A 20,233-nucleotide genomic window follows, 5' to 3' on the forward strand; every position below is an offset into this window, starting at 1 on the left:
GTGACGCCGAGAGGGCCGTCGGCCGGCCTCAAAGTGGCGGGGAGCCCGTGTACGCGGCGGCCCGATCCGGGCAAGTTCACCGCGCATCTCATCAACCTCCGTACAATCAGGAGTAGTTGTAAGGCTCTCCGGTAGACTTGACGGTGTCGCCCCACTTGTGCGGGGCGGGTGGCTCGGGGGGGCTGATGCGCGTGACGGAGTCCGGAGTGCGCATGGGCCTCAGGGGCCGTAACGGGATCATCTCCCTCGTCGACGAGTGTCTGAGACAGCCGCCCACCGCGGAACGGCCGGTGACGATGCTGCTCGGCCCGCGCGGCAGCGGTGCCAGCGAGGCGCACAGCGCGCTGATGGAGCAGTTCGGCCCCGAGAGCCCGTTCGCCTATGTCAATCTCGCCTCCGAGCACGGGCTGCTGCCGCGCTACGGCCTGGGGCTGCTCGCCCGGCAGCTCGAACGGAAACTGCCGCGTTACCGCCGCTCGCACTTCCCCCGGCTCACCCTCGGACTGCTCGCCTCCGACCATGATCTGCGGATGACCAGCCTGGCCGAGGGGCGGCGCACCATCCGGCGGGAGCTGGACGCGTTCCAGGAACGGGCCGAGGCCCGGTACGGCGACTATCTGGCGGCCTTCTTCGAGGTGGCCGGCGGCGCCGTGGGAGCCCCCGACGGCGCGTCGACCGCCGCGCTCGCGCTGCTGCGGGACGCCCTGCGGCGCGGCCGTCGCCGGCTGCCCGGCCGTAAGTTCACCGGAAGCGCCGCGTGGTACGGGGGCCATCCGCTCATCCGGAGCCAGGACCCGTGGGAGGCGCTGGTCGAGCTCAATCTCTGGCGGCACGACGGCGACGCGGAGGACGAGGAGCGACTGGACCGCGTGCTCTTCTCGGCGTTCCTGGCGGATCTGCGGGACAACGCGGACCACTCGTTCATGCCCCGCTCGTATCTGCTGCTGCTCGACAACTCCCATTCGGAGTACGGCCGTCGCTTCCTCGATCTGCTGATCCGCGCCCGGCACGACGACACCGTGGTGGCGGGGCTCTCCTGCGACCCGCTGACCATCGTGGCCAGCTCCAACCGCTGGCTGCCCCGCTGGGGTCCGGCGACCGGCGATCAGTGGCCCTGGCAGCTGCGCGGCCCGGACCGGGCCTCTCTCGCGGACTGGAGCGAGCACCGGCCGACCCGCGACAGTGACGACACCTGGTGGTATCCCCTGCGGCTGCGGGATCTCAACCTCGACGAGGTCCGTATCCGTATCGAGCTGGAGCTGCGCCGCCACCCCGATCTGGCGCCCTTCACCCGCCTCGCGCCCTTCGTGCACCGGCTGACCTGCGGGCTGCCGAGCGCGGTGCACCAGGTCCTTGAGGTGCTGCGGCACTCCGGCGTACCGGCCGAGGACGGCCCCGGGCAGGACCGCTGGCTGCGCGGACTGCCCGACCGGACGCTGCGCGAGGGCGAGGAGACGGTCACGCTCGCCGACGCCGCGCTCGACCATCTGCTCCAGGGCATCGACGAGCCGCGGCGCGCCACGCTCGCCGAGTGCGCCGCCGCGCGTGATCTGTCGATCGGTACGCGGGTGCTCAGCCCCGGGGACTCGCTCTTCGGCGAGATGCGCGCCCGCTGGCTGCTGCTCAGCCCGGGAGGCGTGACGCCGGCCCTCCACCCCTGGCCGCGGCGGCTGCTGCTGTGGCGGCTGGCCCGGCGCCCCGACGACTGGGACACCGTGCACGAACTCCTCGCCGAGCACTTCGGCTCCGTGGGGCGCACGGTCCAGGAGATGTACCACCGGCTGGCCTGGGGGCGGATCGACGAGGTGACCGCCCATCTGGTCGGGCGCTTCCCCGGGGTGCCCACGGCGCAGTGGATCAGTGAGTTCAACGCGATCACGGCGGCGCCCAACCGGCTGGTCTCCACGGGCGGTCCGCTGGACCTGCTCGCCGGGCTCGGTCCGGCCGAGCCCGGTGAGGCGGTCACCACCGCGGCGGTGATCCGGGAGCTGATCATCACCCGCTGGGTGTGGAGCGATCCGCTCGCCGACCCCGGGATGCGGCTGAACGATCTGATCGCGGACGGTTTCAACCAGCTGTCGCGGCTGCGGAGGAACGATGTCGTGGCGCTGTTCAACGAGGCGGAACGCTATCGCCACTGGCGCCATCCGCTGACGTCCACGAGCGAGGGGTGAGAGTGGGATGCGCAGACTCGAATGGCCGCTGCACATCGTGCGCCGCGTGGTGATCGGGGTGGTCGTCGTCGCCGTACTCGCGGTGGCGGTCCCGCTGGGCGTCGGCTGGATCGGGGACGTGCTGGCCCGGTGCGACGACGGTGTCGTCAAGCGGGGCGAGGACAAGGAGTGCGTCGGTGTCACCGACGGCTCGTACCACTTCACGGAACGTCTCGCCGCGGTGGTGAAGAAGATCAAGGACGAGAACGACCTGGTCAGCGAGGAGGCCGAGAAGGAGCCGTATGTCAGCGTCGCCTATCTGACCTCCTTCACGCTCACCAACGACGACAGCAACTCCGAGGACTCGGTACGGCACGAGCTGGAGGGCGCCTATCTCGCGCAGTACCGGCACAACCGCGGCGATCTCGCCTCCTCGCCCAGGATCCGGCTGCTGATCGCCAACTCCGGCAGCAGCTCGGCGCACTGGGAGCACACCGTGGACGAGCTGATCGACCGGAAGGACTCCCCCGACAAGCTGGTGGCCGTCACCGGTCTCGGCCCCAGCACCGCCCGGAATCTGGAGGCGCTGAGGAAGCTCTCCGAGAGCGGCCTCGCCACCGTCGCCAGCACCATGACCGCCACCAATATCCAGGGCATCACCGACTTCGTACGGGTCTCGCCCACCAATGTCGACGAGGCGTACGCCGCGGCGGCCTATCTGAAGCGGTCCACGAAGCTCCGTACGGCGGTGGTCGTCCAGGACGCCGCCAAGGCCAATCTGTACGCCGCCACCCTGGGCAACGCCTTCACCGAGGCGTTCCCCGACAGGAAGAGCGGCCACCGGCTGGTGGCGGAGCGGATGACGTTCGACTCGTCGGTGCCCGGCGGCGCGTGGAAGAACGAGCTGCGCTATTTCCCCGCGCAGCTGTGCGACACACGGCCGCAGGTCATCTACTTCGCGGGCCGTGGCCGGCATCTCACCAACTTCCTGGATTCGCTGGCCAACCGCAGCTGTACGGACCATACGTTCACGGTCCTCGCCGGTGACGACACGTCGAACCTGGACCGGGAGCAGATCGCGCACGCCGTCGAGAACGACGTTCAGGTGTTCTTCACGGGGCTGGCCCACCGCGACATGTGGCGGGCCGATCCCAAGCGGGTCTCCGAACGCTCCGCGCGGTACTTCCAGAAGGGCGGTCTGCTGGACGAGTGGTTTCCGGACGACGACCGCTACGACGGCCAGGACCTCATGGCCCATGACGCGGTCCTGACCGCGGCCGAGGGCGTACGGATGGCGGCGGGCGGCCCCGGCGCGGTGACCGGGCGCACGGTGGGCCGGATGTTCCAGCAGATGAACGGACCGCAGCAGGTGGCCGGGGCGAGCGGGTTCATCTCCTTCCAGAGCAACGGCAATCCGCGCGACAAGGCCGTCCCGATCCTCAGCCTCAACGCGCGGGGCCGCGCCGAACTCGTCGAGGTCTCGTCCGCCGTGGGCAAGCCCCCCGAGGGGCAGTGACCCGGCGTCAGCGGGGCGCGGTCCCGTAGCCGCCACCGCCCGGCGTCCGCATGACCAGTACGTCATCGGGGCCCACCTCCGCCGAGTCGACGCCCCGCAGCGGGGTGACCGTACCGTCCGCGCGCTCCACCGCGTTGCTTCCGAGCGCGCCGGGTCCGCCGCCCGCCATGCCGTACGGCGGGACCCGGCGGTGGCCGGTCAGCAGCGTGACCGTCATCGGCTCCAGGAAGCGCAGCCGCCGCTCGACGCCGTCGCCGCCGTGCCAGTGCCCGCTGCCGCCGCTGCCGTCCCGTACGGCGAACGCGTCGACCCGTACCGGATAGCGCCACTCCAGTACCTCCGGGTCGGTGAGCCGGGAGTTGGTCATATGGGTCTGTACGGCGTCCGCTCCGTCGAAGCCGTCGCCCGCGCCGGAGCCGCTGGCCACGGTTTCGTAGTACTGCACCCGGTCATTGCCGAAAGTGAGGTTGTTCATGGTGCCCGAGCCCTCCGCCTGTACTCCGAGGGCGGCGTACAGCGCGCCGGTGACGGCCTGGGAGGTCTCGACATTGCCGGCGACGGTGGCCGCCGGAGGGGCGGGCGAGAGCATCGATCCTTCCGGTACCCGTACGTCCAGGGGTTCCAGACAGCCGCTGTTGAGCGGGATGTCGTCGGCGACGAGCGTGCGGAAGACATAGAGCACGGCGGCCATCACCACGGACTTGGGCGCGTTGAAGTTGCCGGGCAGCTGTGGCGAGCTGCCGGTGAAGTCGATGACGGCGGAACGCGTTTCCCGGTCGACCCGGACCGCCACCTCGATCACCGCGCCGCCGTCGGTCTCGTAGCGGTACGCGCCGTCGTACAGCCCGGCGACGATCCGGCGCACGGACTCCTCGGCGTTGCGCCGCACATGCCCCATGTACGCCTGGACGACGTCGGTGCCGAACTCGTCGGTCATACGGCGCAGTTCGGCGATGCCCTTCTCGTTCGCGGCGATCTGGGCGCGCAGGTCGGCGAGATTGGTGTCCGGGTCGCGGGAAGGGTAGCGGGCGGTGGTGAGCAGTCGCCGGGTCTCGGCCTCGCGCAGCCGGCCGTCCCTGACGAGCAGCCAGTTGTCGAAGAGCACGCCCTCCTCGTCGATGGTGGTGCTGAAGGCGGGCATGGAACCGGGGGTGATGCCGCCGATCTCGGCGTGGTGGCCGCGCGAGGCCACCAGGAACTCCAGGGTCTCGCCCCGTTCGTCGAAGACGGGTGTCACGACGGTCACATCGGGCAGATGGGTGCCGCCGTGGTACGGGTCGTTGATGGCGTACACATCGCCGGGCCGCAGCGCGCCCTCGTCGCGCCGGAGCACTTCCTTGATGGACTCGCCCATCGAGCCCAGATGGACGGGGATATGGGGCGCGTTGGCGATCAGATTGCCGTCGGAGTCGAAGAGCGCGCAGGAGAAGTCAAGCCGCTCCTTGATGTTGACGGAGTGGGCGGTGTTCTCCAGGCGCACGCCCATCTGTTCGGCGATCGCCATGAAGAGGTTGTTGAAGACCTCCAGCAGGACGGGGTCGACGTCCGTGCCGACCGCGACCCGCGTGGGGCGTGGCCGTACGCGCGTGAGCAGCAGATGTCCCCGCTCCCCCGGAGCCGCCTGCCAGCCCGGTTCTACGACGGTCGTGGCGTCGGCCTCCGCGATCACGGCGGGCCCGGTCACGGTGTCGCCCGTGCGCAGATCCTCGCGGCGGTACAGCGGGGTGTCCTGGACCCGGCCGCCGGTGAACATCCCGACGGTCGCGTACGGCTCGCCCCCACCGGCCGTGGTGGACGGCGTGGGCGCGTACGGGACGTGCGGACCCGACGCGCCGACGGCCTCGACCGATACCGCCTCCACCACCAGCGGTTTGTCCATGGTGAAGGCGTAGCGCGCGAGGTGTTCGGCCACGAAGTCCGAGGTCATGGCCGCGACTCCGGCCAGGGGTACGGGCAGGCTCGCGTCCGTTCCGGCGTACCGCAGCAGCACACGCGCGCGCGTGGTGATCGCCTCGTCCGGGACGGAGTCGGCGCGCAGCTCGGCGCGGGTGCGCCCGGCGAGCGAGTCGCACAGCTCGCGCACCCGGCGCAGGGCCGGTTCGGTCAGCTCGGCCTCGACGGACTGCTCACGCATGGCGGTGGCGTCGGCGAGCCCGATGCCGTACGCGGAGAGCACGCCCGCGAGCGGCGGGACGATCACGGTGTCGACGCCCAGCGCGTCGGCGACCGCGCAGGCGTGCTGGCCGCCGGCGCCGCCGAAGCTGGTGAGGGCGTAGCGGGTGATGTCGTGGCCGCGCTGCACGGAGATCTTCTTGACGGCGTTGGCCATGTTCAGGACGGCGATCTCCAGATAGCCGGCCGCGACCTCCTCCGGGGTGCGGCTGACGCCGGTAGCCTTCCGTACCTCCTCGGCCCGTCGCGCGAAGCGCTCCCGTACGACCTCCACGTCCAGCGGCTGGTCGCCGTGGGGGCCGAACACGGCGGGGAAGTGGGCCGGCTGGACACGGCCCAGCATCACCTGCGCGTCGGTGACGGTCAGCGGGCCGCCGCGCCGGTAGCAGGCGGGGCCCGGTACGGCGCCCGCCGAGTCGGGGCCGACGCGGTAGCGCTGCCCGTCGAAGTGCAGCACGGACCCGCCGCCGGCCGCGACGGTGTGGATGTTCATCATGGGGGCGCGCATCCGCACCCCGGCGACCTGGGTGCCGAGTTCGCGCTCGAACTCGCCCGCGTAGTGCGAGACATCGGTGGAGGTGCCGCCCATGTCGAAGCCGATGACCCTGCGGAAGCCCGCCTGTCCCGACGTACGGACCATCCCGACGACCCCGCCGGCCGGTCCCGACAGCACGGCGTCCTTGCCGCGGAAGTGGGCGGCCTCCCGCAGGCCGCCGTTGGACTGCATGAACATCAGCCGGATGCCCCTGAGTTCACGGGCGATCTCGTCGACGTAGCGGCGCAGGATCGGGGAGAGATAGGCGTCGACGACGGTGGTGTCGCCGCGCGGTACGAGCTTGATCAGCGGACTGACCTCGTGGGAGCAGCTGACCTGCGTGAAGCCCGCCGCGCGTGCGGCGTCGGCGACGGCGCTCTCGTGCGCGGGGTGGCGGTAGCCGTGCATCAGGACGACGGCGGCGCTGCGGAAGCCGTCCTCGTAGGCGGTGCGGAGGGCGGCGGCGACGGCGTCCGTGTCGAGCGGCCGTACGGTGACGCCGTGCGCGTCGATACGTTCCGGGACCTCGATGACGCGTTCGTAGACCGCCTCGGGCAGCACGATATGGCGGTCGAACAGCCGGGGCCGGTTCTGGTACGCGATGCGCAGGGCGTCCCGGAAGCCTTCGGTGATGAGGAGGACGGTCGCCTCGCCGCGCCGCTCCAGGAGCGCGTTGGTGGCGACGGTCGTCCCCATCTTGACGACATCGATCCGGTCGGCGGGCACCGGATCATCGGGACCGAGGCCGAGCAGCAGCCGGATGCCGGCCACCGCCGCGTCCTGGTACCGCTCGGGATGGTGCGAGAGCAGTTTGCGTGTGACGAGCTCTCCGTCGGGGCGCCTGCCCACCACATCGGTGAAGGTGCCGCCCCGGTCGATCCAGAATTCCCAGCGCCCGGTCATTCCCCCATTCTGGCAAGGGGAGCGCCCGGCGACAGCGTGGCGAGCGCTCGGGAGAGGGCGAGTTCGGCGTGCAGATCGAGCCGGGCGCCGGTGCCGCGGGCCCAGTGCGTGACCTCGTCGGCCGCCAGCCGCAGCAGTTCGGGCAGGAGGTCCCGGCAGCGGCGCGCCACCCATCCGGTGCCCGAGGTGGCGAGCCAGAGCAGCGTGGCCGCGCGGCTGGGCGGGATCTGGTCGGCCACCAGGGAGGGCTCGGTGCCGAGGGCCAGTCCCCGTTCGGCGAGCAGTGCGTGGAAGCGCGCGGCGATCATCCGGTGCCCGCGCTCGGCGGGGTGCAGCCGGTCGGCGCTCCACAGGGACCGGTCGTCGACCCAGGACGCCTCCGCCATGTGCAGATGGACGGTGTCGTAGCGCGCCGCCAGGGCGTGGACGACGGCGTTGACGGTGCGCTGCCGCCGGGCGAGAGGCATGGCGAGCGGCGCGGGCAGCCCGAGCATGCTGCCGGGGTCGGGCAGACAGGTGGTCAGCAGGACGGTGCCGCGCGCCGCGAGGGCGCCGCAGACGCGGTCGAGGCGCAGGGCGAGGTCCTGTATGTCGAAGGCGCGGCGCAGGGTGTCGTTGACGCCGACGACGACGGAGGCGATGTCGGGGGCGAAGGCGAGGGCGGCGGGGGTCTGCTTCTCCTCGACATCGCGGGTGAGCGCGCCGCTGACGGCGAAGTTGTGGAACCGTACGCCCGTTCCGGGGTCGGCCACGCCGGCGCCGAGCAGCGCGGCCCAGCCGCGCCATCCGCCGTCGACGGGGTCGCCGATCCCGGCGGTGAGCGAGTCCCCGAGCGCGGCGTACCGCAGCGCGCGCGGCGGCGCGGCGGCATCCGGAGCCCGGTCCCGCCCCTGGTCCCGTTCCAGGGCCTGGTCCCGCCCCTGGTCCCGCTCCAGGGCCTGGTCCCGCTCCTGGTCCTGGGCCGCGTCCGCGGGCAGCGCGCCTCTGTCCGCCTCCGTCGTCATCTCGCCTCTCCCTCCGGGTGGTGAACCTGCTGGGCCTGCGACGGGACCTTGTTCAGCATCGGTGCGTCGAGCGGGGCATCATGGGCCGCCAGGAAAGCGGCGACCGCGTTCTCCCAGCTGAAGAGCTCCGCGCGGGCGCGGGCCGCGGCCCGGCGCGCCTCCTCGGGGCGGGCCACGAGCTCCTGGATCGCGTCGGCGAAGGCCGCGGCGTTGTCCCGGGCCGCGAGGCCCGCGTCTCCGATCACCTCGGGCAGCGCCGACGACGCGCTGGCGACGACCGGTGTGCCGCAGGCCAGCGCTTCCAGCGCCGACAGCCCGAAGGTCTCGGCCGGTCCGGGTGCCAGACAGACGTCCGCGGTGGCCTGGAGATCGGCCATCGCCGCGCGGTCCCCGACATGGCCGAGGAAGAGTGCGGGCAGCCGCTCGGCGCGGGCCCGGCGGACCAGCCCGGCCCGCAGCGGACCGTCGCCGGCGACGACCAGCACCGCCGGTACGCCCCGCGACCGCAGCTCGGCGAGCGCGTCGAGCGCGGCACCCGGCCGCTTCTCCACCGACAGCCGGGAGCCGAGTACGAGCAGCACTTCACCCGTACGCGCGTACCGGGAGCGCAGCTCGGCGTTGTGCCGCCCCGGCGTGCACCGGAGCAGATCGACCCCGAGCGGTGCGCGCACCACATTGCGGGCCCCGATCCGCAGGAACTCCCGCTCGGCCCACTCGGTGGTGCAGACGATCCGCGAATACGCCCAGGCGGTACGCAGATTGAGCCGGTCGGCGGCCCGGCCCGCGGCGACCCCGGGCACGCCCCAGGTGCGCAGTACCCCGTCCGCCGTCTCATGGGAGACCATCACGGACGGGATGCGGTGGCGGCGTGCCCACTCCCCCGTCCAGCGCAGGGTGGTGCGGTCGGAGACTTCGAGCCGGTCGGGCCCGATCCGCTCAAGCACCTCCCGCAGCCGCCGCCGGGCGCTCAGCACCCGGTATCCGCCGGTGCCCGGCAGTTCGGGGCCCGGCAGGGTGATCACCCGGCCCTGGGAGGTGTCCTCGTGGGACTCCCGCTCCCCGGGCACGATCAGGATCGGTTCGTGTCCGGCCGCGAGATAGCCGCTGCCCAGTTCCTGGAGCGCGGTGCGCAGTCCGCCCGAGGCGGGCGTGACGAAGTTGGCCAGCCGTACGATCTTCAGCCCGCTCACGCGACCACCGCCGTACGGGCGCCGAGCACCTCGGTGTAGTGGCCGAGCAGTTGGTCCCCGACGACGGCCCAGGTCCTGCCCTCGACGGTGGTGCGTCCCGCCCGGCCGTAGGCCGCACGGAGCGCGGGGGCGAAGGCTAGTTCCTCCACGGCCGCGGTGACGGCGTCGGTGTCGTGCGGGGCGACCAGCAGTCCGGTGCGTCCGTGGTCGACGAGGTCGAGTGGTCCGCCGGCGGCGGGCGCGATCACCGGTACCCCGCTGGCCATGGCCTCCTGCACGGTCTGGCAGAAGGTCTCGTAGGGGCCGGTGTGCGCGAACACGTCGAACGAGGCGAAGGTCCGCGCCAGGTCGTCGCCGGTCGACCGGCCCAGGAAGACCGCGCCGGGCAGCGCCCCGCGCAGCGAAGTCTCGCTGGGGCCGTCCCCGACGATCACGACACGGACGCCGGGCAGCCGGCAGACCCCGGCGAGGAGTTCCACATGCTTCTCGGGGGCCAGCCGGCCGACATAGCCGACGATCAGCTCACCGTTGGGCGCGAGCCGCCGGCGCAGCTCCTCGTCGCGCAGTTCGGGCCGGAACCGTACGGTGTCGACGCCCCGCGGCCACAGCCGTACCCGGGGGATGCCGTGCTCGGCGAGATCGTTCGCGGCGGCGCTGGACGGGGCGAGGGTGAGGTCGGCGGCGGAGTGCACGGCGCGGATCCGCCGCCACGCCGCGGCCTCGCCCGCGCCCACATAGGTACGGGCATAGCCCGCGAGGTCGGTCTGGTAGACGGCGACGGCGGGGACGCCGAGCCGGGCGGCGGCCGTCATGCCGCGTACGCCGAGCACGAAGGGCCCGGCCAGATGGACGAGTTCGGCGCGGTGCGCGGTGATGGCCGCGGCGATGCGCCGGCTGGGGAGGGCCACCCGCACCTGCGGATAGCCGGGCAGCGGGAGTGAGGGCACGCGTACCACGGGGCACGGTGCGTCGATCTCGGCATCACCGGCGACCGCCGGGGCGATGACGAGCGGATCATGACCGCGGGCGGCGAGATGCCGGGCGGTCTGGAGGGCGCAGTGGGCCACCCCGTTGACATCGGGCGGGAAGGATTCGGTGACAATGACGACGCGCATATCCGTGTTGTCGTCCCACCGAGCGTGTCCCTGCCAACGTGGATCTTTCCGCGTGGGGAACGTCCCGTGAGCATTGGACGCGGGACGTTCCCCGGACACGACGAAGACGCACAGACGGTACGGACCGGCTTACGGAGCGAAGGTTTCCGGCCGTACGCGACGGCGGGCGGCGGTGGCCGCCGGTCTCACCGCGCGGCGGCGTCCGGGCCCATCCTGCTGCGTACGGCGGTCTGCACCTCGGCCTCCTCGGCCGGATCGGCGGCCAGCCGCCGTAGCCTTTCCGCCACGCGGGCGTCAACGGTCTCCGCGTGCAGCGCGGCGACCTCCCGGGTGGTCTCCTCGCAGTCCCACAGGCATTCGACGGCGAAGCCGGTGGGGTAGGAGGGATCGGTGGCGGCGAGCGCCCGCGCCGCCCGGCCGCGCAGATGCGAGGAGGCGGTCTCGCGGTAGACATGGCGCAGCACGGGTGCGGCACAGACGATGCCGAGGCGTCCCGCGCCGTCGACCAGGGTCCACAGCCGCTGGGCATCGGGGCCCTCGGCCCGTACGGCCTCCCGCAGCGCGCCGAGGACCAGCGCGGTGTCCTTCGTACCGCCGCGGCAGGCGAGCACGCCCGCGGCGGACGCGCCGAGCGCGTCGGGCCTGTGCACCCAGCCGCGGGCCCGGTCGACCGCCTCGTCGCCGCACATCCGCTCGAAGGCGGCGACGGCGGCGTCGGCGACGATACGGTCCGGGCCGCCGGCCGCCGCTTCGATCAGATCGAGGACGACGGGGTCACGGACCTCGGCGAGATAGTGCAGGGCCGCGCAGCGGGCGCCGTCGGGGCCGTTGCGCGCGGCCTCGACGATCAGCGGGCGGTCGTCGGGTCCGGCGACGGCGGTGAGGCAGCGGGCCGCGGGCCCGTGCATCTCCGTGCCGCGCTCCAGGGCCTGCTGTGCCCAGTCGAAGACGGCCCGCACGCTCCAGCCGGGGCGCGGACCGCTCGGCCGCAGCTGCCGTTGCCAGCGGTCGAACGAGCCCTGTTCACCGGCGGCCCTGATCCGCGCGCCGACCGAGGGCCGGGGATCGTCGGCCCAGAGCCGCCAGGGCCGGGGCTCGAAGGCGTCCCGTACGACCGACGCCAGCTCGGCGTCACCCTCGGGTCCCGCCGGGAATCTGGCGAGGATCGGCAGGGCCAGGGAGCGCAGCCCCGTGTCGTCGTCACGCAGCGCCAGCTCGTCCAGGGCCCAGGCCCAGTTGGCGCCGGTCGCCGCGTACCGCCTGAGCAGATCGAGGGCGTCGTGCCTGCCGTACGCGGCGAGATGGCCGAGTACGGCGAGGGAGAGCCCGGTCCTGGACTCCTCGGTGTCGAAGTGGTCCTCGGCCCGGAAGAGATGGTGGTCGATGGCGTCGAGACCACCGTGGAGATCCAGATACAGGCGTGCGTAATAGAGCGAACGGTTCTCGACCTGCCAGTCGTGGCGGGGGTCGTTCAGTACGCAGTGGTTGAGGGCGGCGAGCGCCTCGGCGCGGGGTGCCGCGAGCGCGTGCAGCGTGCCGTCGCCGCGGCCTCTCTGCAACAGCCCGAGCAGAGTGCCGCTCGGCGCTATGACTGGATCGAACATGGGGAAAGCCTCACATCAAGCTGTCGACGCAACCGGGGGTGCGACCGGGGGACGTGGCACCCTTCTGGCCCTAGACCGCGCGGCAACATGATCGGCCGACCGTCGTCTTCCGCTTAATGCAGACCATCTTCCCTGCCTCTCGTTGATGACCCGTTGTTGCGGGCCCGACGTCATGATGACCCAGCCATTTCGCCACCGCGACCACATTTACGACGTCTCTCACCCGGGGCATCACTGGGCGCCGAACAACTCCAGAAGGTCCGTCTTCCCAAACATCCGCGCGGTATCCACGGCGGAGGGATTTCCTCCGGATGGATCCGCGCCACCGGCCAGCAGCGCTCGGATCACGGCGTCCTCGCCCTTGAAGACAGCCCCGGCGAGTGGGGTCTGGCCGCGGTCGTTGACCCGTCCGGCGTCGGCGCCGCGCGCGATCAGCGCCTCCACCGCCTCCGCGTGGCCGTGGTAGGCGGCGAGCATGAGGAGGGAGTCGCCCCGGTCATTGGTGAGATTCGCGGGCACACCGGCGTCGACATAGGCCGCGAGCGCCTCGGTCTCACCACGCCGGGCCAGATCGAAGACCTTCGTGGCCAGCTCGACCACTTCGGGATCCGGTGTCTCACTCATCGGTGGACCGCCTTTCAGACCGGCTCGCACGCCGGCTCACACGCCGTTGACCTGGTCCGTACGGCCTTGGCGCCGTACGAGTAAACCGAAAGGGTACTGCGGACCGCGCCCCGCCCGGGCGCCACCGCGCTCCCTGGGCCAGCACAGTGAAATACCTGGCATTTCACTCATTTGCACCTTTTATCGCATAGATACTTTCGGTGATCCTGGAAGAACTCATGGTGACTGTCCCCTCAAACCAGGAGAATTCTCATGATTCTGTCCATGTCAGGCGTGGTGCTGCTCGGAATCATCGTCTTCCTCTTCTTCCGCAAGGACGGACTCAAGGCTTCGCACGCCATGGTCTGCGCCCTCTTCGGTTTCTATCTCGCGGGCACGGCCATCGCGCCGAGCATCACGGCCGGCGGCGCGAGCCTCGCCGGGCTCATCGGCGGGATCAAGTTCTGACGCCCGCCCGCCCCCTTCCGCACCATCAGGAGACAGACGTGGCCCGGCGACCACTCCCCCGCATTCTGACCAGCGGCAGCGCCCAGATCGCCCGCAGTCGCGAGCTGGCCCGCACGGCCGCCGACAGCGCCACCGATGTCCTCCATCCACTGATCACGGTCTCCCGCGGTCTGCGGATGCTGGCCGCCGCGGCACGCCAGAAGTGGGCCGGCACCCCGAAGGACCGGCGCGGTCCCGCGCTGTTCCTGGTGGCGGCCTGCGTTCTGGTCGTCGCGCTCATCCCGTACGGGCCGCTGCTCGGCCTGATCGCGCTGATGGGCGTGGCCGGCTGGAAGGGGCGCGACACCGCTCCCGTACCGACCGGACCCGACGACTCGCAGGTGAAGCGGCTCCAGTCCCTCTACGAGGCGCTGGTGCCGTACTTCGCCGTACCGGAAGACCTCAATCCGCTCTACGCCCACGGCGGCGCGTGGGGTGCGGCGTTCGACGACCACGCCTTCGACACCGGCGGACGGCTCACCCGGCTCCAGCTGAGGTATCCCCCGTACTTCCCCGACAGCGAGCCCGACGTGCGCGCCCGGATCGAGCAGCTGCTCCAGGCCAAGTGCGGGCGCGGGCGCGAGTACCTTTTCGAGTGGGAGGAGGAGGCCAACGAGCTCACGGTCACCGTGCTTCCCGCGCTGTCCACCGCCATCGCGGCCCAGCCCTTCGTCACCGCCCCCGGTGAGACCGTGCTCGGCTTCACGGACGACGGCGCGGTACGGCGCACCGTCCCGGTCGTGGCGGACGGCGAGAGCCGGGACGAGCCGCCGGTGCTCTGGCGGACGGGGCCGCGCTCCACCGAGCCGCATCTGCTGGTCATGGGGCTGCCGGGCAGCGGCGCCACCAGCCTGCTGCGCTCCCTCGCGCTCCAGGCCTCCCGGCACGGTGAGGTCCTGATCGTGGAGGGCGGCGGGACCGGCGAATTCGGCTGTCTGGCCGGGCGTACGGGCGTACTGGCCGTGGAGTGCGGACTGGCCGGGGCGCTGGCCGGGCTGGAGTGGGCCGCCAGCGAGACGGAGCGCCGGCTGATCGCCGCCAACCGGGCCGGGCAGTCGGGCCGTCCCGCGCCCGAGGACACCAAGCGCCCGCTGTGGATCCTGGTGGACCGGCCGAGCGTCTTCGGTCATCTGGCCGCCGCCGAGGGACGGCCCGATCCGCAGGAGCTGCTTCAAGTGCCGCTGCGGCACGGCAGATCCGCCCATGTGACGGTGGTCGTGGCGGACCAGCTCGACAGTCTGGACACGCTCAGCGAGGCCGTACTGACCTACACCCGCGCGCGGGTGATCCTCGGGGCCGCCGCGCCCGCGCGGGTGGAAGCGGTGCTCGGCGCGCCGCCGCGCACCACACCCCCGGCGGACGTCCCGCCCGGCAGGGGGTACGCGCGGCTCGGCACCGGACCGGTGCTCAGGCTCCAGGTCCCGGCGACACCCGACCCCTACGACGACGGGACGAGCGAAGCGCATCGCCGTGCCGTCCTCAGCCTTCTTCCGGAGCGGCACCCCGCGGTCGCGGCGCCCGCCGAGGACAGGACCGCCGAGGGCCCTACCGCCGAGGCCCCTACCGTCGAGGAACAGGCCGTGGAGGACCGGACCGCCATGGAACGCTCCGCCGCGCGGTCGGTCCCCGACCAGGAGCGCGAGCCGGGCCACGGACGCGCGCGGGCCCCCGCTCCGGGGCCGGTCGGCGCCGCCGTACCCGCCGAGGGCTGACCCGCGGCCCTGGACCAGTAAGGGGCCGCGCCTCCAAGTCCGCAGTCCCGTCAGGCGACGAAGGTGCGCGGTGCGTCCGCGCCGGTGCTCGCTCCGGTCTCCACCAGCCGCACCGCCGCCACCAAGCGGGCCGCCGCCTCGACGGCGACCGGGCCGCCCACGGTGAACGGCAGCCGTACGTACCCCTCGAACGCCCCGTCGACCCCGAAGCGGGGGCCCGAGGGCACCCGTACGCCGACCCGTTCGCCCACCTCGGCCAGGCGTGATCCGGACAGTCCACCGGTACGCACCCACAGGGTGAGCCCGCCACCCGGTACCTCGAACTCCCAGCCGGGCAGCTGTTCACGTACCGCCGCCACCAGCGCGTCACGGTTCTCCCGCGCCTGGACCCTGCGCAGGGCGATGGCCTCCTCCCAGCCGCCGGTCCGCATCAGCCAGTTGACGGCGAGCTGTTCCAGCACCGGGGTGCCCATGTCGGCGTACGCGCGCGCGGAGACCAGCGACCGGATCACATCCGGCGCGGCACGAACCCAGCCGATCCGCATCCCCGCCCAGAACGCCTTGCTGGCCGAACCGACCGTGATGACCGTGCTGCCCGCCGGGTCGAACGCGCAGACCCGCCTCGGCATGGGGAGATCCGCGTCCAGCCGCAGTTCGGACATGGTCTCGTCGACGACCAGGACCGTGCCCGCCGACCGCGCGGCGTCGACCAGTTGCCGCCGCTGGTCCTCGTCGGCCAGCGCGCCCGTCGGATTGTGGAAGTCGGCGACGACATAGGCGAGCCGGGGGGCCGCCTCCCTGAGCACCTGGCGCCAGCGCCCCAGATCCCAGCCGGTCAGCCCCTCCGCCATGGCGACCGGCACCAGCCGCGTGCCCGCCTCCCGCATCAGCTGGAGGATATTGGCGTACGAGGGCGACTCCACCGCGATCCGCTCACCGCGGCCCGCGAAGAGATGGCAGATCGCGTCGATCGCCCCCATCGCGCCGCTGGTGACCATGATCTGCTCCGGCATCGTCGGGATGCCGCGCTCGGTGTAGCGGTCGGCGAGCATCCGCCGCAGCGCGGGCAGCCCCGCCGGATAGTCGCCATGGGTGTGCGCGTACGGCGCCAGCTCCTCCAGCGCGCCCTGGACACCCCGGGTGAGCCACGGTTCGGGGGCCGGCAGCGCGGCGGTGCCGAGGTCGATCATCGAGCCCAGCGACTCGGGCGGCAGCGGTTCCAGGCCGCGCGCGGGCAGCGGATTGCCCGCCGGTACGGCCGTCCAGCTGCCCGCGCCCCTGCGTGACTCCAGGAACCCTTCCGCGCGCAGCGCCTCGTACGCGGCGGCCACCGTCGTACGGCTCACGGTCAGGGCGAGCGCCAGCTCACGCTCGGCGGGGAGCCGGGCCGCGACAGGGACGCGGCCTTCGAGCACGAGCAGCCGGATACCGTCGGCGAGGGCCCGGTAGGCGGGCGGTCTGCGGGTGCCGGGGCCGGCGGGCCCGCGCTGCTGGGTCTTGAGCTGCCGGGCGAGCTGAGCCGCGCCGACGGCGGAAGTCCACTGCACCATGGAAATCAGTCCACCTTCCCCGAATTGGCCATGGTTGGCATCTGCCACCCCGCCACAGAGTGACATGTATCAGTCCACCATCGCATCAGGGGGCCGCACCATGTCCATCACCTCCCGCCTCCGAGGTCCACATCTCACGCGGCGGCTGCTCCAGCTGTACGTGGGACTCGCGCTGTACGGAGCCAGCGCGGCGCTGCTGGTACGCGCCGGCCTCGGCCTGGAGCCATGGGGTGTGCTGCATCAGGGTCTCGCGGAGCTGACCGGGCTGACGATGGGGGTCGTCTCGATCATCGTCGGCGCTGTGGTGCTGCTGCTCTGGATACCGATCAGACAGCGCCCCGGGCTGGGCACGGTCTCCAATGTCTTCGTCGTCGGCATCGCCATGGACGCCGCGCTCGCCCTCGTTCCCGAAGGCCACGGTCCGGCCGTCCGTATCCCGCTGCTGATCGCGGGCATCGTGCTCAACGGCGTGGCCACCGGTCTCTATATCGCGGCCCGGTTCGGCCCGGGGCCGCGGGACGGCCTGATGACCGGGCTGCACCGGCTGACCGGCCGCTCGGTCCGGCTCGTCCGTACGGGAATCGAGGTGGCGGTCGTCGCCACCGGGTTCGTCCTCGGCGGGTCGGTAGGGATCGGGACGGTCGCCTACGCCCTGGCCATCGGACCGCTCGCCCAGCTGTTCCTGCGTGTCTTCGCCATCCCGGCGGCGGACAACGGCAGCACAGTGGTCGCCACCGGGTCACCGGAACAGGCCATACTGCGGCGGTGACTCGCGTACCCCACCCCTATCTCGACCGGCCGGCCCCGATCCCGTTCGCCCATCGCGGCGGCGCGGCGGACGGCCTGGAGAACACCGCCGCCGCGTTCCGCCGCGCCGCCGGACTCGGATACCGCTACTTCGAGACCGATGTGCACGCCACGGCGGACGGCCGGCTCGTCGCCTTCCACGACTCGACCCTGGACCGGGTGACCGACGCCCGCGGCCGGATCGCCGATCTGTCCTGGAAGGACGTGAGCCGGGCGAGAGTGGCGGGGACGGAGCCGCTGCCGCTCTTCGAGGAGCTGCTGGAGGAGTTCCCCGACGCGCGCTGGAACGTGGATATCAAGGCCGCCCCCGCCCAGCTCCCGCTGGTCGAGCTGATCCGCGGGACGGACAGCTGGGACCGGGTGTGCGTGGGCTCCTTCTCCGAGGCCAGGGTGGCCGGCGCGGCCCGTCTCGCGGGCCCCAGGCTCGCCACCTCGTACGGGGTACGGGGCGTGCTGGGCCTGCGGCTGCGCTCGTACGGCATCCCGGCCCCCGTCCGGCCGGGCGCCGTCTGCGCCCAGGTCCCCGAGTCCCAGAACGGCGTCCGGGTGGTCGACGAGCGCTTCGTACGGACCGCGCACGCGCGCGGCCTCCAGGTGCATGTCTGGACGGTCAACGATCCGGATCGGATGGAGGCGCTCCTCGATCTCGGTGTGGATGGCATCATGACTGATCAACTGGAGACGCTGCGCACGGTGTTGACCGCGCGGGGAGCCTGGCATTGACCGGGCGGGGCGGCGTCCACCAGGAAAGTCCGGCAAAGCCGGGAAGGCTACGGGGAGAGCGAGGAAGCGCCGGTGACCGCTGACACCGTGGACCGTGCCGACGGGGCGGCCGACGGAGCGTCGGAGCGCAGACGCGAGCAGCGCGGCTGGTACTTCTACGACTTCGCGTGCTCCGTCTACTCGACGAGCGTGCTCACTGTCTTCCTCGGCCCCTATCTGACATCGGTGGCGAAGGCGGCGGCCGACGCGGACGGCTTTGTCCGTCCGCTGGGCATACCCATCCGCGCGGGCTCGGTGTTCGCGTACACGGTCTCCCTCTCCATCGTGGTGGCGGTGGTGGTGATGCCGCTGGTCGGCGCCGCCGCCGACCGTTCGGGACGCAAGAAGCCGCTCCTCGCGCTCGCCGCGTATCTCGGGGCCGGCGCCACGGCGGGCATGTTCTTCCTGGACGGTGACCGCTATCTGCTGGGCGCGCTGCTGCTGATCGTGGCGAACGCCTCACTGGCGGTCTCGATGGTGCTCTACAACGCTTATCTGCCGCAGATCGCCGGCCCCGAGGAGCGCGACGCCGTCTCCTCGCGCGGCTGGGCGTTCGGCTACACCTCGGGCGCGCTGGTCCTCGTCCTCAATCTCGTGCTCTACACCGGCCATGACTCGTTCGGTGTCTCGGAGTCGACGGCCGTACGGATCTGTCTGGCCTCGGCCGGTGTCTGGTGGGGCGCCTTCACGCTCGTCCCGCTGCGCCGGCTGCGCGACCGGCGGGTGGTGCGGGACGGCGCGGGCGCGGTCGGCTCCGGCTGGCGGCAGCTGATCGCGACGCTGCGGGACATGCGCCGCCATCCGCTGACGCTGTCCTTCCTGCTCGCCTATCTCCTCTACAACGACGGCATCCAGACGGTGATCTCGCAGGCCTCGGTCTATGGCTCCGAGGAGCTGGGCCTGGACCAGACGACCCTGATCACCGCCGTGCTGCTGGTGCAGATACTCGCGGTGGCAGGCGCACTGGGCATGGGCCGAATGGCCAGGTCCTACGGGGCCAAGCGGACGATTCTCGGCTCACTGGCCGTCTGGACGCTCATCCTCGGAGCGGGGTACTTCCTGCCGTCCGGGGCGCCGGTCGCGTTCTACGCGCTGGCCGCGGCGATCGGGCTGGTCCTGGGCGGCAGTCAGGCGCTGTCCCGTTCGCTCTTCTCGCATCTGGTGCCGAGCGGCAAGGAGGCCGAGTACTTCTCCGCGTACGAGATGAGCGACCGAGGTCTGAGCTGGCTGGGCCCGCTGGTGTTCGGGCTCGCCTTCCAGCTCACCGGCAGCTACCGGGACGCGATCATCTCGCTGGTGATCTTCTTCGCGCTCGGGTTCGTCCTGCTGGCGAGGGTGCCCGTACGGCGGGCGATCGCCGCCGCGGGCAACCCCGTACCGGAACGGATTTAGACGTTGAAGTCAAAGGGCGGTAGTGTACGCGTTTGGCCTGCCAGGCGGACCGTTACTGCGTAGTCGAGAAATGAAAACGCTGGGTGACATCTCCCGTTAGATGTGACAAACCGGGCGCCGGCGGGTACGCAATCCTGGAATGACCAGCGGCACAGACGGGCGACGCATGACCCGGAACGGGAATCTTTACCGCCGACCGGGCGTTGACCGGATGACGACGACAGCGACACCTGTCCTGTGGGCGACAAGCCCGGGAGGCACGATTCATGAGTGAGCGAGCTCTCCGCGGCACGCGACTCGTGGTTACCAGCTACGAGACGGACCGCGGCATCGATCTGGCCCCGCGCCAGGCGGTGGAGTACGCATGCCAGAACGGCCATCGATTTGAGATGCCGTTCTCGGTAGAGGCGGAAATTCCGCCGGAGTGGGAGTGCAAGGCGTGTGGCGCCCAGGCACTCCTGGTGGACGGGGATGGCCCCGAAGAGAAGAAGGGCAAGCCTGCGCGCACGCACTGGGACATGCTCATGGAGCGGCGCACCCGCGAGGAGCTGGAGGAGGTGCTGGCCGAGAGGCTGGCTGTCCTGCGCTCCGGCGCCATGAACATCGCCGTGCATCCGCGGGACAGCCGGAAGTCCGCCTGACCGCGTAACCACCGCACACGACAAGCGAACAGCACCAAAGCCGCGGGCCGCGTCACATTCCATGTGT

At 71.8% G+C, this 20,233-nt stretch carries 15 protein-coding genes; 8 read left to right on the forward strand and 7 right to left on the reverse strand.

Going from position 1 to position 20,233, the window contains the following annotated elements; genetic code table 11:
• Positions 1–185: 185 nt before the first annotated feature.
• Together ACFRMN_RS35535 and ACFRMN_RS35540 are read left to right on the forward strand one after the other, a co-directional pair.
• A complete protein-coding gene (locus ACFRMN_RS35535; RefSeq protein ID WP_383027894.1) occupies positions 186–2,174 on the forward strand; it encodes a hypothetical protein in 1,989 nt (662 codons plus the stop codon).
• Positions 2,175–2,181: 7 nt separating this feature from the next.
• Complete coding sequence (locus tag ACFRMN_RS35540) at positions 2,182–3,669, forward strand: branched-chain amino acid ABC transporter substrate-binding protein (protein ID WP_383027897.1); 1,488 nt, start codon at positions 2,182–2,184, stop codon at positions 3,667–3,669.
• A gap of 7 nt (positions 3,670–3,676) precedes the next feature.
• On the opposite strand, the gene ACFRMN_RS35545 is transcribed toward ACFRMN_RS35540, so the two are convergent.
• The 6 genes from ACFRMN_RS35545 to ACFRMN_RS35570 all read right to left on the reverse strand — a co-directional run bounded on the left by ACFRMN_RS35545 (position 3,677) and on the right by ACFRMN_RS35570 (position 12,816).
• Positions 3,677–7,279, reverse strand: a complete 3,603-nt coding sequence (locus tag ACFRMN_RS35545) for a hydantoinase B/oxoprolinase family protein (protein WP_383027900.1) — start codon at positions 7,277–7,279, stop codon at positions 3,677–3,679.
• Entirely contained in the window at positions 7,276–8,283 is a 1,008-nt protein-coding gene (locus ACFRMN_RS35550) for an SGNH/GDSL hydrolase family protein (RefSeq protein ID WP_383027902.1), read from the reverse strand. The genes ACFRMN_RS35545 and ACFRMN_RS35550 overlap by 4 nt, the downstream gene beginning before the upstream one ends.
• On the reverse strand, positions 8,280–9,473 hold the full coding sequence (locus ACFRMN_RS35555; protein ID WP_383027905.1) for a glycosyltransferase: 1,194 nt from the start codon (positions 9,471–9,473) through the stop codon (positions 8,280–8,282). The genes ACFRMN_RS35550 and ACFRMN_RS35555 overlap by 4 nt, the downstream gene beginning before the upstream one ends.
• Positions 9,470–10,588, reverse strand: coding sequence for a glycosyltransferase family 4 protein (locus tag ACFRMN_RS35560; protein WP_383027907.1), 1,119 nt, complete (start codon positions 10,586–10,588; stop codon positions 9,470–9,472). Before ACFRMN_RS35560 ends, ACFRMN_RS35555 begins: the two co-directional genes overlap by 4 nt.
• A gap of 185 nt (positions 10,589–10,773) precedes the next feature.
• The gene (locus tag ACFRMN_RS35565) at positions 10,774–12,192 is read right to left on the reverse strand and encodes a HEAT repeat domain-containing protein (protein ID WP_383027909.1); all 1,419 of its coding nucleotides are present in this window, start codon (positions 12,190–12,192) and stop codon (positions 10,774–10,776) included.
• 231 nt (positions 12,193–12,423) lie between these two features.
• Positions 12,424–12,816: an ankyrin repeat domain-containing protein gene (locus ACFRMN_RS35570; RefSeq protein WP_383027912.1), complete on the reverse strand. Its 393-nt coding sequence runs from the start codon at positions 12,814–12,816 to the stop codon at positions 12,424–12,426.
• Positions 12,817–13,068: 252 nt separating this feature from the next.
• Here ACFRMN_RS35570 and ACFRMN_RS35575 point away from each other — a divergent pair, with 252 nt between their 5' ends.
• Together ACFRMN_RS35575 and ACFRMN_RS35580 are read left to right on the forward strand one after the other, a co-directional pair.
• The gene (locus ACFRMN_RS35575) at positions 13,069–13,263 is read left to right on the forward strand and encodes a hypothetical protein (protein ID WP_030355560.1); all 195 of its coding nucleotides are present in this window, start codon (positions 13,069–13,071) and stop codon (positions 13,261–13,263) included.
• 38 nt (positions 13,264–13,301) lie between these two features.
• Entirely contained in the window at positions 13,302–15,014 is a 1,713-nt protein-coding gene (locus tag ACFRMN_RS35580) for a hypothetical protein (RefSeq protein ID WP_383027914.1), read from the forward strand.
• Between the two features lie 50 nt (positions 15,015–15,064).
• Here ACFRMN_RS35580 and ACFRMN_RS35585 read toward each other — a convergent pair whose 3' ends face one another.
• A complete protein-coding gene (locus ACFRMN_RS35585; protein ID WP_383027917.1) occupies positions 15,065–16,564 on the reverse strand; it encodes a PLP-dependent aminotransferase family protein in 1,500 nt (499 codons plus the stop codon).
• Positions 16,565–16,664: 100 nt separating this feature from the next.
• Between ACFRMN_RS35585 and ACFRMN_RS35590 the strand changes: the two genes are divergently transcribed.
• The 4 genes from ACFRMN_RS35590 (at position 16,665) to ACFRMN_RS35605 (ending at position 20,166) form a co-directional block, all read left to right on the forward strand.
• A complete protein-coding gene (locus tag ACFRMN_RS35590; protein ID WP_383027920.1) occupies positions 16,665–17,333 on the forward strand; it encodes a YitT family protein in 669 nt (222 codons plus the stop codon).
• A complete protein-coding gene (locus ACFRMN_RS35595) occupies positions 17,330–18,094 on the forward strand; it encodes a glycerophosphodiester phosphodiesterase (RefSeq protein WP_383027923.1) in 765 nt (254 codons plus the stop codon). The genes ACFRMN_RS35590 and ACFRMN_RS35595 overlap by 4 nt, the downstream gene beginning before the upstream one ends.
• A 72-nt stretch (positions 18,095–18,166) precedes the next feature.
• Positions 18,167–19,525, forward strand: coding sequence for an MFS transporter (locus ACFRMN_RS35600; protein WP_383027925.1), 1,359 nt, complete (start codon positions 18,167–18,169; stop codon positions 19,523–19,525).
• 266 nt (positions 19,526–19,791) lie between these two features.
• Positions 19,792–20,166, forward strand: a complete 375-nt coding sequence (locus ACFRMN_RS35605) for an RNA polymerase-binding protein RbpA (RefSeq protein WP_003959706.1) — start codon at positions 19,792–19,794, stop codon at positions 20,164–20,166.
• Positions 20,167–20,233: the final 67 nt, after the last annotated feature.

This window comes from Streptomyces sp. NPDC056835 (assembly GCF_042789485.1).
In the GTDB taxonomy this organism is placed as follows: domain Bacteria; phylum Actinomycetota; class Actinomycetes; order Streptomycetales; family Streptomycetaceae; genus Streptomyces.